Origin of the sequence: Thermosyntropha sp., assembly GCF_017656155.1 — a bacterium.
In the GTDB taxonomy this organism is placed as follows: domain Bacteria; phylum Bacillota; class Syntrophomonadia; order Syntrophomonadales; family Syntrophomonadaceae; genus Thermosyntropha.
In genome coordinates, this window is sequence record NZ_JACDOH010000005.1 from 141880 (window position 1) to 155385 (window position 13506).

General features: G+C 40.4%; 14 protein-coding genes. All 14 read right to left on the reverse strand.

Annotated elements, in window-relative coordinates; translation table 11 throughout:
• On the reverse strand, positions 1-558 hold the full coding sequence (locus H0Z36_RS06660; protein ID WP_296864741.1) for a 4Fe-4S dicluster domain-containing protein: 558 nt from the start codon (positions 556-558) through the stop codon (positions 1-3).
• The gene (locus tag H0Z36_RS06665) at positions 551-1165 is read right to left on the reverse strand and encodes a molecular chaperone TorD family protein (protein WP_296864743.1); all 615 of its coding nucleotides are present in this window, start codon (positions 1163-1165) and stop codon (positions 551-553) included. Before H0Z36_RS06665 ends, H0Z36_RS06660 begins: the two co-directional genes overlap by 8 nt.
• Before the next feature lie 5 nt (positions 1166-1170).
• Positions 1171-3390: a molybdopterin-dependent oxidoreductase gene (locus H0Z36_RS06670; protein WP_296864745.1), complete on the reverse strand. Its 2220-nt coding sequence runs from the start codon at positions 3388-3390 to the stop codon at positions 1171-1173.
• 189 nt (positions 3391-3579) lie between these two features.
• Positions 3580-4017, reverse strand: coding sequence for a CD1247 N-terminal domain-containing protein (locus H0Z36_RS06675; RefSeq protein ID WP_296864747.1), 438 nt, complete (start codon positions 4015-4017; stop codon positions 3580-3582).
• An 80-nt stretch (positions 4018-4097) separates the two neighbouring features.
• Positions 4098-4655: an elongation factor P gene (efp, locus tag H0Z36_RS06680; protein ID WP_296864749.1), complete on the reverse strand. Its 558-nt coding sequence runs from the start codon at positions 4653-4655 to the stop codon at positions 4098-4100.
• 1 nt (position 4656) lies between these two features.
• Positions 4657-5733: a Xaa-Pro peptidase family protein gene (locus tag H0Z36_RS06685; RefSeq protein ID WP_296864839.1), complete on the reverse strand. Its 1077-nt coding sequence runs from the start codon at positions 5731-5733 to the stop codon at positions 4657-4659.
• An 18-nt stretch (positions 5734-5751) separates the two neighbouring features.
• Entirely contained in the window at positions 5752-6177 is a 426-nt protein-coding gene (gene aroQ, locus H0Z36_RS06690) for a type II 3-dehydroquinate dehydratase (RefSeq protein ID WP_296864841.1), read from the reverse strand.
• Positions 6178-6217: 40 nt separating this feature from the next.
• Positions 6218-7558 carry a TldD/PmbA family protein gene (locus H0Z36_RS06695; protein ID WP_296864751.1) on the reverse strand — a complete coding sequence of 447 codons (1341 nt, stop codon included), beginning with the start codon at positions 7556-7558 and terminating at the stop codon, positions 6218-6220.
• A 9-nt stretch (positions 7559-7567) separates the two neighbouring features.
• Positions 7568-8992 carry a TldD/PmbA family protein gene (locus H0Z36_RS06700; RefSeq protein ID WP_296864753.1) on the reverse strand — a complete coding sequence of 475 codons (1425 nt, stop codon included), beginning with the start codon at positions 8990-8992 and terminating at the stop codon, positions 7568-7570.
• Positions 8993-9075: 83 nt separating this feature from the next.
• A complete protein-coding gene (gene pilO, locus H0Z36_RS06705; RefSeq protein WP_296864754.1) occupies positions 9076-9699 on the reverse strand; it encodes a type 4a pilus biogenesis protein PilO in 624 nt (207 codons plus the stop codon).
• A complete protein-coding gene (locus H0Z36_RS06710; RefSeq protein WP_296864756.1) occupies positions 9696-10247 on the reverse strand; it encodes a hypothetical protein in 552 nt (183 codons plus the stop codon). The genes pilO and H0Z36_RS06710 overlap by 4 nt, the downstream gene beginning before the upstream one ends.
• Entirely contained in the window at positions 10247-11239 is a 993-nt protein-coding gene (pilM, locus tag H0Z36_RS06715; protein WP_296864757.1) for a type IV pilus assembly protein PilM, read from the reverse strand. Before pilM ends, H0Z36_RS06710 begins: the two co-directional genes overlap by 1 nt.
• 23 nt (positions 11240-11262) lie before the next feature.
• Positions 11263-12942, reverse strand: a complete 1680-nt coding sequence (locus tag H0Z36_RS06720; RefSeq protein WP_296864759.1) for a PilX N-terminal domain-containing pilus assembly protein — start codon at positions 12940-12942, stop codon at positions 11263-11265.
• An 11-nt stretch (positions 12943-12953) separates the two neighbouring features.
• Entirely contained in the window at positions 12954-13484 is a 531-nt protein-coding gene (locus H0Z36_RS06725) for a hypothetical protein (RefSeq protein ID WP_296864761.1), read from the reverse strand.
• Positions 13485-13506: the final 22 nt, after the last annotated feature.

The window sequence follows — 13506 nt, forward strand, 5'->3', positions numbered from 1 at the left end:
TCACCTCCGATAAGGAATAATAAATACATTAGGATGAGTTTTAAGATCCGGTCTTCTTTCTACCGCACCTTTAGCCATCCATTTGTTAATTTCACTATCAGGGTTATTTAAATCCCCGGTAATAATAGCACCTGCAATACATGAAGCTTCACAGGCTGGTTTTTCTCCTTTCTCTAAACGATGGGTACAGAGAGTACACTTTTCCGGCAAGCCTCCATGTTCTCTTTCATTCATAACTCTTACTCTATAGGGACAGGCTAAAACACAATAGCCACATCCTATACAAAGGTCAGGGTTTACTTCAACTGTTCCCCATTCAGTATAATGGGAAGCTTTAGTAGGACATGCATCAACACAAGGAGCCTTCTGGCAATGATTACAGGACCACTTTTCAGTATAGCGATAAACATTAGGGAAAATCCCTTCTTCATGTTCAATTATTTTTGTTCTGAACTTGTCGTTAGGCACCTTATTTTCAGCCAGGCAAGCCACACTGCAGGCATGGCATCCTACACACTTATTAAGGTCAACTATTTTGCCCCACCTTTTTTTAGCCATCTATTTCCCTCCCTTTAATTTCCTTAAGTACCCTGTTAAACAAATTTTCGACTATCATGGCCGCTCCTCGGTAAAATACAGTCTCCGCATGATTTCTAATCTCTTTGGCAAAAAATGGAACCCATTTTGTCACATGTCCATCTATGAATTCTTCTACTGCCTTAAGATATAATCCCTGACGGCTTTTCTCATATTCTTCCAGCATAACCGCTATAAACTCAAGTTCCACTAATATATGGTCGGCAGGAATAGATTGGCTTAAATCATAATTCAGTCCATAAGCAGCATAAAAATTCAAAATACTTCTATCACTTTCGCCAAAAACAATCTCATCTCCCATATACCAGCCGGCAAAAGGATGCGCTTTTGCAGTAGGAACTCCATTTATAAAAAGCCTGGTAAAATCCACCTCAAGCTTCTCTAGCTCAAAATATCCAGACTTAAGCAGATTTTTAAATTCAATTATATCAGTTAAATCAGATCCTTCTGTAAATTGTACGAGATTAAGCATATTTTGCCTGTTTTGATTAAGCCTTTCCTCTTCAGGATAAACAAACAGCTCTTTTGCTGCCCAAAATAAATCAGCATCTATAGATATCTCAGACATTTCCATCACACCTTCCTGACCTTTACGATCACATGACAGTCCATGCTGGCTCCCACTGGATCTTTTAAAGTCATGTTTACCTCTTTCGGGTAGGCAGGCATTATCCTGGAATCATTAGGCCCGTTATTATAGGCTAACTTAATGTAGGGTGATTTATTTCCAAATCCGTGTAAAACACATATAGTATCTGGTCTTATACCTTGTATAAGCTTTGCTTTTCCCGTCTCTTTTCCGTATTTAGAGCTTAGCTCTACCATGTCTCCATCTTTTATACCCAGCTTTTCTGCCTTCGCAGCATTAATATAAATAAAGCCTTCTGGCATAATAGCATGTAGCCATCTCATATTATGGGTTTTCGAATGACGATGCATAGGAGGTCTGCTAGTTACCAGATAAAACTCGTCATCAGCTTTAGGTTCAATAAGCCAGGTTTCATCAAACCAGGGCAGAGGATTATAACCCAGTTCTTTTAATTTGGGAGAGTAAATTTGAATCTTTCCGCTTTCAGTCCTTAAAGAAGTCAAATCCTTAGGAGTAAATTTCTGGCTGCCATTTAAAATTCCGCCTTTTTTAAGAGCATCCTTATAAGTTAATCCATATCTTTTAAGCTTATAATCTAAAACCTTTTCCCCATGCGGAGGCATATATTTATCTACTCCAAGCTTTTTAGCTAATAAATATTTAATCTCATCCACTTCTTTGGTATCATAAAGTTTTTTAACCATAGGTTCAGCCACTGCTATTTGATAATAACGGGCATTAGTTATACGCGGTGATATATGAGGCGTTTCCAAATAAACTGATTCCGGAAGTACCAGGTCAGAAATAGTTGCCATATCATCAGGATAAATATTTATATTTATGACATAATCTAATTTTTCGAAAGCCTTCAGCCACTTCTCAGTCTCCGGCATAGATTGTAAAGACTGACCGTAAACAACAGCTACTTTAACCGGATAAGGTTCTCCCCTTAAAATCATATCCGGAACACTTTGGTAAAGGCCGGTTCCACTTAAAGGTTTGGGGACAGCTAACGGGAAAAGATGTCCTCCATCTATTCTCTCAGTTACCTGCAATTCCGGAGGTTTCTCTTTGGGCTTAGGATAATTTAAAGGTGCAATGCGGGGTAAAAGCGCTCCTCCTCTTCGCTCGATATTTCCGGTTATAGCCATCATAGCCAAACAAGCTCTAGCCAGCTCAAACCCTCCTGGTCTTACCTGAATGGCTTCTCTTTTATGGATGGGAATGACTGCCGGACATCCACCGCTGAACTCATGCGCTATACGCCTGATAGTCCCCGCCGGAACATCACTTATCTTCGAAGCCCATTCCGGAGTATATTTCTTAACCTCTTCTGCCAATTCTTCAAAACCCTCAACATATTTAGCTACAAAATCAGCATTATATCTACCCTCAGAAATAATTACATTAAGCATAGCCAGGACTACTGCCAAATCAGTTCCCGGCCTGATTGGTATCCACTCATGAGCCTTGGAAGCAGTAGTAGAAAACCTTGGATCAAAAACCACAACTTTGGCATTATTTTTAATTTTTCCTTCAATTAAGCCTCTAGCCAGCGAGTTTTTAGCTTTTCCCAGCTGATCCCATCCAAAACAAAGAATATACTTGCTGTTTTCAAAATCAGGCACATAATTAGCTACACCCAGGGTTATTCTGGTCGCCATGATTCTTACAGCATTACAGGTTGACTGATGGTTTATATTGTTAGGACTCCCAATGGCCCTTAAAAAATCAGTGCCTTTGTTATGCCCTATCCATATAACTGATTGAGGGCCGTATTTTTCTATTGCTTTTTGGATTTCTGATGCTGCCCTGTTAATAGCCTCATCCCACGAGATTTTCTTCCACTTAGGATCCTGCCCCGGAATCCTTCCCGGTGCCGTTTTAAGTAAAGGAGCCTTTAGACGATCCGGATCATAAAGCATATTAATCCCCGAGTTGCCTTTGGCACAAAGTGCCCCCCTGCTGTGCTGATCTTTTGGTTTTCCCTCCAGCTTAACCAGTCTGCCGTTTTCTATTTTCCCTAAAAAAGCACAGTTCATCTCACATATTTCACAAACCCCATGCTTATATTCTATTCTGGGAGCTGCATAAGCAGGTGCTTCAGGATTATTAAAAAGGCTGTTTCCTAATATTCCTGCACCAGCTATAGCTGCTATACTTCCACCACCCAGTTTAAAAAACTCCCGTCTGGTTAAACCCATTTTCTCTTCCCTCCTTCTTTGGCTATCGTATAATATTCTGTTTATTAAAATATAGCATTATATACTTTAAGGCAGTTATCACACTTGTTTATTACCTTATAATCATTGGTTTTTACTTACAAAGATTTCAACAAAAAAACCAGACTGCCGTTTATAAGCAGTCTGGTTTGCGTATAATTACCTCAATTATTAAGATGGATTTGGATTATAAACTTCAGAATCTTCATCATATACCGCATAATCATAATCAAATGAGCTTTCATTTACATATACCAGTTCATTGCAGTTCGGACAGACAAGTTCGACTTCATCTTCATCTTTAAAAATGTCAGCTTCAAAATACAGTTCTTCACCACAGTTGGGGCATCTGGCCTGCAGCCATTTGCGCTGACGCTTTTCTTCTTCTTCAAAAAAGCTTTCTTCCAGGTCATAAAGGTCATCATCAATATTTTCCACATATTCTTTGAAATCTTCCATATCATATTTAATGTCCCTTATAGTTTCAGACATCTCCTGCAAAACCTCAATTATTCCCGAAAGGATTTTTCCTTGAGGACTTACATCATTTATATTTATCCCTTCGCTAAGTCCCCTGAGGTAGCTTATATGTTCTGACAAATCTCTCATGCGATTTCCTCCTTTCACCTGGATAAAATCTTTGCCCTTATTATTATTTGCAGTAAAAGGAGGAAATACACATAAAGCTCTTATACCCTCTCTAAATATTCCCCTGTCCTGGTATCAATTTTTACCTTGTCGCCTTTTTCCACAAAAAGCGGAACCTGAACTACTGCGCCTGTTTCTAAGGTAGCATTTTTGGTAGCTCCAGTAGCGGTGTCTCCCTTTATGCCAGGCTCGGTTTCTACCACTTCCAGCTCTACAAAGTTCGGAAGTTCAACCCCGATTATATTGCCCTGGAAGAAAAGCACCTGAATATTCATGTTTTCTAAAAGCCATTTTACTCCATCACCTATTGCTTCAGCCGAAACGCTGATCTGGTCATAAGTTTGATTATCCATACAGATATATCCTTCGCCATCGTTGTAAAGATATTGCATCTCTCTTCTATCCAAATGGGCTTTAGGAACTTTTTCTCCAGCCCTAAAGGTTTTTTCTACCACACTTCCAGTTTTTACATTCTTCAGCTTGGCTCTGACAAAGGCAGCCCCTTTACCCGGTTTTACATGCTGAAATTCAACTACTTGATAAGCCTGTCCCTCCAACTCGATAGTTAAGCCGGTTCTAAAATCATTTACTGAAATCACGCTAAATATCCCTCCATTTAATTATTCTTAATTCTTTATCAGCACGGGTAATTATTTCACACCCATCCTGTTTTACTATTACGGTATCTTCTATCCTGACTCCTCCCGTTCCCGGAACATATACTCCAGGCTCTACTGTAACCACCATATTTTCCTGTAAAATAATATCACAGTGCGGGGATAAAGCGGGATTTTCATGGATTTCCAGCCCCAAGCCGTGTCCGGTTGAATGGACAAAATACTCTCCCAATCCGCAGCCTTCCAAATAATCTCTGACTGCTTTATCTACCTCACGACAGCTTACTCCTGCCTTAACCATAGATAACCCTATCTTTTGAGCCCTTAAAACCTCAAAGTATACATCTTTTAAGTAATCTGAAGGTTTCCCGACAGATACGGTTCGCGTCATATCGCTGGCATACCTTCCAAAGAAGCCGCCGTAATCCAGGGTAAGCATATCTCCGTCCTCTATAGGTTTTGCTCCCGGACGCCCATGAGGCAAAGAAGCATTCCTGCCGCTTAAGGCAATAACCTCAAAAGCCTCTTTTTCACAGCCTTTTTCCCGCAGAAGAAAAATTATTTTATCAGCAATTTGTTTTTCATATATTCCTGGCTTTATAAAAAGGCAGATTTCTTCAAAAACCGAATCGCCGATACCGGCAGCCTTTCTTATAAAATCAAGCTCTTCTTCTTCTTTTATCATGCGGATTTCTTCTACCAACCCTTCTAAAGGCACTAAAGAAACATCTAAATTTTTCTTCAGCATTTCATATTCATAATAGCTGATAACCTTGCCTTCTATACCCAGCTTTTCAAATTTATGCTCTATCGCATTCAGACTATCAATATAAGGAAACCTGCCTAAAAGAAGAGCAAAATCAGGGGCTTCATTTTTTACCTGTTCTTCATATCTGGTATCAGTTATTACATACTGCTCATCATCAAGAATAAGAAGCTTGCCGTCTACTCCCCCGGTAAAGCCGGAAAGATAATAGATGTTTTCCGGTTTATTTACCAGAAAAGCATCTATCCCTTTATTTTTCATCTTCTCCCTTACTTTTTTCAGCCGCCGGTCTATATTATCACTTCCTTTTCATTATATTTTCAAAAAATCAAGAGCAGCTTCTAATGCCAGCTTGTAGCTTAAACTGCCAAAACCGTAAATCCCGCCTACTGCTATATCAGAAATAACTGATTTATGCCGAAAGTCCTCTCTTTTATATATATTGGAAAGGTGGACTTCAATAACCGGGATATTTACTGCCTTCAAAGCATCCCTTATCGCTATGCTGTAATGAGAAAAAGCACCAGCATTTATTATAATAATATTTACCTTATTTAAGCAATCATGTATTTTATCAACTATTTCTCCCTCATGGTTTGATTGAAAAAATTCAATATCTGCCCCTCTTTTTTCTGCATAAGCTTTCAATTCATTATTAATACCATCAAGGGTCTCTTTCCCGTAAATTTCCGGCTCTCTAACCCCCAAGAGATTAAGATTGGGGCCATTTATAACCATAACCTTATAAGACAAGCGTTTTTCCTCCTTAATCTAAAATTTAATCTCCAGCTATGCTTAAGGACTTTATCCTGATAGTCGGAGCAGCCTTAGCCCCATAAAAGCGCAGGTCATTGCCTATCCCCTCAATATCTTTAAGAAAATCAGCTAAATTGCCCGCAATCGCTGCTCCCTTTACCGGATAAGTAAGCCTGCCGTTTTCAATCATAATTCCAGCTGCTCCTACCGAGAATTCCCCGGTTATAGGATTGGCAGTATGCATTCCTATAACTTCAGTGATATAAAAACCTCTCTTAATATCACTTATCAGTTCATCAGGCGTTTTTTCCCCGGGTTTAACCATAAAATTGGTAGTTCCTACTCCGGGGAGAGTGCGAAAAGACCTTCTCTGTCCATTCCCGGTCGACTTTTTCCCTTCCTTAGAAGCCGTATAATTATCATAAAGAAAACCTTTCAAAACCCCATTTTCAATTAAGACCTTGCGGGAGGATGCCGTCCCTTCTCCATCAAAGGGAAAAGCTCCTACACCTTTTTCACAAAGCCCATCATCTATAAGAGTAAAATTATCTGAAGCTACTTTTTCTCCAATCTTTCCTTCCAGCATGGACTTACCTTTCTGCACCGCATCTGCATTCACCATAGAAGCAATAATGCCTAAAAACCGGGTAACCACGGACGGTTCCATTATACAGGTCATTTTTCCGGTAGTTATAGATTTCGGATTAAGGCTCCTTAAAGCATCAAAAGCAGCTTCTTTGCCTATTTGTTCAGGTGATAAACCCTTTAATCTGCGTGTTAACATCATGGAAAATCCATTCTGGGCATCACCATTTTCTTCAGCCACCAGAAATATATAAGAACCACAAAAGTTAGCAGAAGCTGACGCAGTAAGCCCATTGGTATTCATTATAACTGATGTAAAAAAATTATCCTCATAACCTGCCTTCTCTATTATATTTATCCTCGGATCAGCTGATAACGCCGCTTTTTCTGCTTCCTTAGCCAGCTCTATTTTATTTTTAAGGCTTTCCTTTTCTATGTCAGGATCATAAAGGGAAAGATGGTGGTAAATCTGATTATTGGATGTCAAAACATTATGTTCATCCTCTTTCATATATTTTGATATATAAACTGCAGAAATAACTGCCTCCTTCAATGCCCTATCTGACAAATCGCTGGTATAGACAAAACCGAGCTTCCCATTATTTATAACCCTTATCCCTAATCCTTTTTCTTCCGCCTGCTTTAAAGTCTCTACCTTTCCGTTTGCCACCTCTATATTAAGTTCTCGATTATGCATAAGAAAAGCCTCTGCTTCTACTTTCATGTCATAGGCTATATTCAAAATCTTTTCACCCGTATTTCTTAAACACCATTCCAACCGGTTCACCTACTTTCTGATTATCCTTTTAATACCTGGGAGCCCCTCATCAGCTATCCCGCCTACCGTAAGCCCTGTAATCCTTATAGTAGGTTGAGCATCGGACACCGGCACCCCCTGCCCATCTTTGCCACATGTGCCAATAGCAAAACCTAAGTCGTTTCCTACCCGGTCAATCTTTTTTAAAGCTTCAGGTCCATTGCCGGAAAGAGTAGCACCTCTCACCAATTCCCGGACTTCGCCGTTTTCTATTATATAGCCTTCTTTAACCTCAAATACAAAATCCCCATTGGTCGTATTAACCTGCCCTCCGCCCATCTTTTTTACCAAAAGTCCATAAGGAGTTGACCTGATTATTTCCTCCGGATCATCCTTTCCCGGTGCAATAAATGTATTGCTCATGCGCGGAACCGGTTTATACTGATAAGACTCCCTTCGGCCGTTGCCGGTAGAATGAACACCGTCCCTTAAAGCTGCAAGCCTGTCATACATATATCCTTTAAGTTCCCCTTTATCTATAAGAACAGTTTCCTGCCCGTGAATCCCTTCATCATCAAAGACATAACTGCCGTATTTTTTATCCAAAGTAGCATCGTCTATTACCGTCACCAAATCAGAAGCTACCTTTTCCCCTTTTTTATCTTTGTAAACCGAAAGCCCCTTTTGCACCAAATCAGCTTCCAACCCGTGTCCGCAGGCTTCATGAACCATAGTTCCTCCGGCTTCAGCTGCCATAATAACCGGCATTTTACCGGCCGGAGCCGGTCTTGCCTCTAAAAGTTTTACCGCAAGTTCACCTGCTTTTACTGCCAGGTCATTAAGGCTGTTCTCATTTAATATTTCCCAGCCTGATGTTCCTCCTATTGCTTCATATCCTGTCTGCATAACACCATCTTTATAGGCCACTACATTTGCGGCTGCCCGGACCCTAACCTCTTCATTTTCCACCAACTCCCCATCACTATTGGCTATCTGAACCTTTTTCTGCACATCGCTTATCCCCACTGCAACCTGGCGGATGGATTCTCCCATCTCTCGCACCTTTTCATCAGCTTCTTTTACCCATCCTATCTTTTCTGCCAGTTCAACATCCTTTGGATGTCTTTTCACTGAAAAGCTATAAAGAGGCTCCTTTACTTTAAGGGGAATCTCTTTATCCATGTACTTTATCTCTCCGGCAGCATGATATGCAGTGTCGGCTGCTCTCAAAAGCCCTTCTTCCGAAAGGTCGTTAGTGTACACATATCCCGTGTCGCCATTTTTTACCACCCTTATGCCTGCTCCCCGCTCCATGCCATGATTTATCCTCTCTATCCGCTTATCTTCATACAAAACATGATTTATCTCTCTTTCTTCAACATAAATTTCGGCAAAATCACCGCCTTTTTTAACCGCACGCTCTAAAACCCTGCTTAAAAGCTTTTTTTCCAGCATAAACTACCTCCACTTTTATATTTATTTTTCCACAACCCATTAAAAAAAAACAGCCTTATAAAAAGGCTTTGAAAAACTCAGCTTTAAATCCCGTAAAAGGTTTTAAGATTTACCTCTAAATTAAAATAGTTTAAATTATAAGGAAGTGCCCTGCTGACTGAGGATCGATTATCCGTTTCGCCAGTATTATTATTTATACTATTTTGTTCTTCAAAATCCTCCTTTATGCCTGCGCTTATGCTTAAATTTTCTATATTCATTATGCGGGAAGCATTTTCCACCTTCATCAAAAAGGTCAATAAAGCCAAATATCTTCCTTCTGCTGCCATCTTTACATTTACGATTTTATAGCCTCCCGTTTCTTCCCCTGTCTGTGGTTCATACTCTATGCTGGTAATTTTAACATCGCTTTTTTCAGCTGCTTCTTTCAGAAAAGATGTAGCCTCAACCATCTGCGAATCATAAGGCAGAGTGGCGCTCAAGGCTTCATATTCTTCTGTAAGCTTTTTTATCTCCTTATCGGCAGTTTTCTCTTCAAGCTGTTGTTTGCTCAATCTAACAAGTTCATTTTCCATCAGGCGGTTGTTTTTTTGTAAATCAGAAATTTCAGTTTTAAAAGGGACATATACGAACTGATAAAAACCTCCGAAAATCAAAATCACAAGGAGAATGAGCAGCATCATTTTTTCTCTTTTAGAAATCTTCATCGGGCACTTCCCTCCCATCTGACCGAAACCCTGAAATTAAGCTTTCCGGTATCTTTACTGGTCCATGAAGCCATCTTTTCAATGCTTATCATTTCATCCTGAGATAAGAGCCATTCCAAATAAGCCAGCATATCATCATAATCCTGGGCAATCCCCTCTATGTTTATATAGTCCGGTTTAACCTCCATATAAGTTATAAAAGGGCTTTGTTTGTTTATATCGCTGAAATTATCCATTATCTGATTAAAATAAATCTTTCTGTTTTCAATCTCGGAAACTGCCTGTCTCTTTTTCTGCAGCTTTTCTTCCAAGCTCTTGAAATCAGATAAAAAATCTTCTTTTATTTCATACTTTGCCAGCTTTGCCTTAAGTTCCTGATTTCTTTCCTGTTCTGCCTTCAAAGTGCCTTTAAGGCTTAAATACCACAAACCTGTCGAAACAACTGCGGCTAAAATTAAAACAGCTGCCGTTGCTATTTCTTTTCTTCTCTTAATTTTCTCCTTATCCTGCGGCAAAAGATTAATTAAAACCTGTGTCCTGTTTTCCACTATACAACCCCCCGCACAGCCAATCCCAAGGCTATCAAAAATTCATATACCAGCTCTTTTTTATCCTTTTCCTCTAAATCAGGCGGAATAAGTATATTGGGAGAAATCCCGGCCAACTCAAATTTTATCCCCGTTTTTTCCATAAGTATTTCATCTATTCCGGGCATCCTGGAACCTCCTCCGCAAAGGACTATATGGTTTAACGTATTTTTAAACTGCATTTTATAATACTCAACTGCCCGGTTCAGCTCATTTATCATATCATTAATAAAGTATTCATAATTTCCGCTGCGCAAATCGACAGATTCCAAAAACTCATACCCTGAGCAGGCTTCTCCAGCTGACATGGCAAAAGCGGAACAACCAAAAGAAAGGGATCGGTGCATAACAAGACTTCCATCGTTGAAAACCGAAAAATATGCCCGGCTCGCTCCTATATTCAAAAAGGCTCTGTTTTCTCTTTCTCCCGCTATCACCCTCTGTAAAGCCAAAGGTTCAATATCTATTACAGCCAGGTTGAGTCCGGCAATTTGACAAGCCAGATCAAGCTTTTCGATCTGGTTTTTACGCACGGCAACAAAAAATATTTCCGTCTTTTTCCCGGTTTCATCTTCTATGTCGCGCAGCGGAAAAACATCTATTACCGCCTCATCAATGGAAATAGGCAAAAAAGTACTGGCCTGAAAAATTGCAGCTTCTTTAAGTTCTTCTCTCGGCATCTGCGGCATACTTAAAATACGCGTATAGACCTGGGGTCCTGAAGCAGCAGCAATCACTTTTTCTTTTTTTATCCCCATTTTCTCCTTCAACCTTGCGAGTTCAATCCCAAGCTTTTCAGGCTCCAATATGTTACCCAACTCAACTGTCCCGGAAGGTGTAAATATGCTGTCATACCCTAAAATTTCGTGATTATTGCCCCTCCGGGTTACTTTAACCATTTTAATCTTCTCTGTCCCTATATCGAGCCCAACCCCAACTTTGCTCCTGAACATTTTATTTCCTCCTGTCCCACCTTTTATTCACCACTTCTCATTTTATATGATACAATCCTTCCCATCCCCAAAAGGCTCCAACGCTCCTGGAAACTGTCAATTACCCGTGTATTCCTGTAAAGATGCAAAACCCTATCCGCCTTGCTGGTCTGGCTTTTGGTAAGAAGCTCGCGGTTGTGTTTTAAAACAACATTCAAAGTCCCCCCGGCATTAAAAGATCCCCGGTTGCAGCTTTCAGCCAGCAGATTAAAAGGAGTAGCCTCACATATTACATTCAAGTCTTTCCCTGCCAACGCATAGATATACCAATCCTCTTCTAAAAGGCTGGAATAACTGATATTTATATTGTTGGGGGTAATAAAAAGATACTGGGCAGATTTAACCTGGCTAAAGATACTGCCTAAAATCTGTTCTAATTGATTTATCATATTTAAAAATTCATCAGAAAAGCTTATACTAATATCAGCAGGAGTAACCACCATGACTCCGGGAACCCCTTCGGTAAAAAGGGTTATCACTGTCCAAAAGAAATTCCTAATGGTATGAAAGATATTGGATCCCGGCGGAACCCCAAAGCTTATATTAAGCGTGCTGCCTGCCGGCAGCTCTACAAAGGTATATGGCCTTTGCAAAGCAAAAATATACAAGGTGTTGCTTCCATTATTTATATAAGCCCATTTGCCGCGGCGGTCAGCGGCACTTTTTTTTGCCACCGCCCTTATTTCAGACACCTGTTCTTCCGTAAACTGCGGTGGCTTACGGTATTCCCCCTGTTCCGACAAACTCCTTATGCCGGCATCAACGAAATGACGTGAGCGGAAAATGCTGTAATCCCTGGGCGGTTCATGGCGAACACACGACCATTTTAAAGGATCAGCCAGATCTTCTATCTGCGATAAGCAGGCTCCTGAATAAAAAACATCTTCAGAATAGCTTCCCGGATTATCTTCCCAGGAGTTGAACCAGACCGCATCCGCATCTGCCTTCAGCCTGCCCTGGGCTACATAATAGGGAGCATAATGCAGCCGGTAGCCAGTATATATACCAGGAATTTCAAGAACATCCTGCGAATCAGTCCACCAGAAAGCCGTTTTCCCAATATTCGCATTATCGTCATAGGGAGTTATAATATGAGCTGTTCCTTCTATATAAGGCTCTTCTGGAGCTTCATAAACATCGCGCTGTGAATAAAAACCTGTTAAATTAAGAGGAACGTTATCTGATTCTAAATAGTAAGTTCCTACCACCCTGAGCCTGTCGGCATAAAGGGCCTGAACCGGCAGGGTATTGAAGCTTAAAACTGCTTCCACCTTTCTCGAAGCTTTATTCGCCTTGCCTACTGATACTACCCTGACTTCTCCATACTGTAAAAGCCTGCTGGTATCTATTTCTTTTATTATTACCCTGCTTCCTTCAGCCAGCAAAAAAGGCGAAGGATTGACCAAGGCTGAATAAGCCTGATTTCTTATCTCTTCTATCCGGGAAGTGTTTAAAATGCTGCTCTTTTTAAGTTCAGAGCGGAAAAAGTCCCGCACCATCTCAATCCCGGAATCAGCAGCATTTTGAGCCTTTTTAATATCTTCAGAAGCAATCGTCATATAATTTTCTGCCACTGCGATGTTGAGAATTGCAGTCCCTAGAACTGTTAAAGCTAAAAGAATCAGCAAAACCATTAAAACCGCATTACCTCTCTGGTACTTCACAGTCCCCCTCCTCAGATACTCCTCCTGCCTATACAGGAATTAAGCACATAAACTGTCCTTCCTTCTTCATTCACCCCCTCAAGTTTTATCTCATAAAACCCTTTGTCTCCGTCTTTTTCCGTAAATATCGGCACCACCTTTTTTTCCGTAAGGGGCATAACATATACCAGACTGTTGTCCTGAAGCCTTCTTACCTCTCTCATTATCTGTCCTTCATTATTTGCATAATAGCATACCAGCACCTCAGTCATGGTTCCATTTACATCTTCCCTTTTTTCAATCTCCAGCACACCACCGGCAACTTTCACCGCAACATCTTTCAAATACAGGCTCTCTTTTATATCAGAAGCAATCCTCATCATAACATTTCGCATTTCAAACTGCAGTTCAGCCTTCTCACCACTTCCAGCAAAAGCACGGCCTGAACAGTAAAAAACAGAAAATCCTGCTGCTGCTATAAAAGCCAGAAATGCCACGGCAATAAGCATTTCCAAAAGGGTAATCCCATCTTCATTTAAGATCGAAAAAAATCTTTTCGGCACCAGCCTTCACCCTCAATCTGTT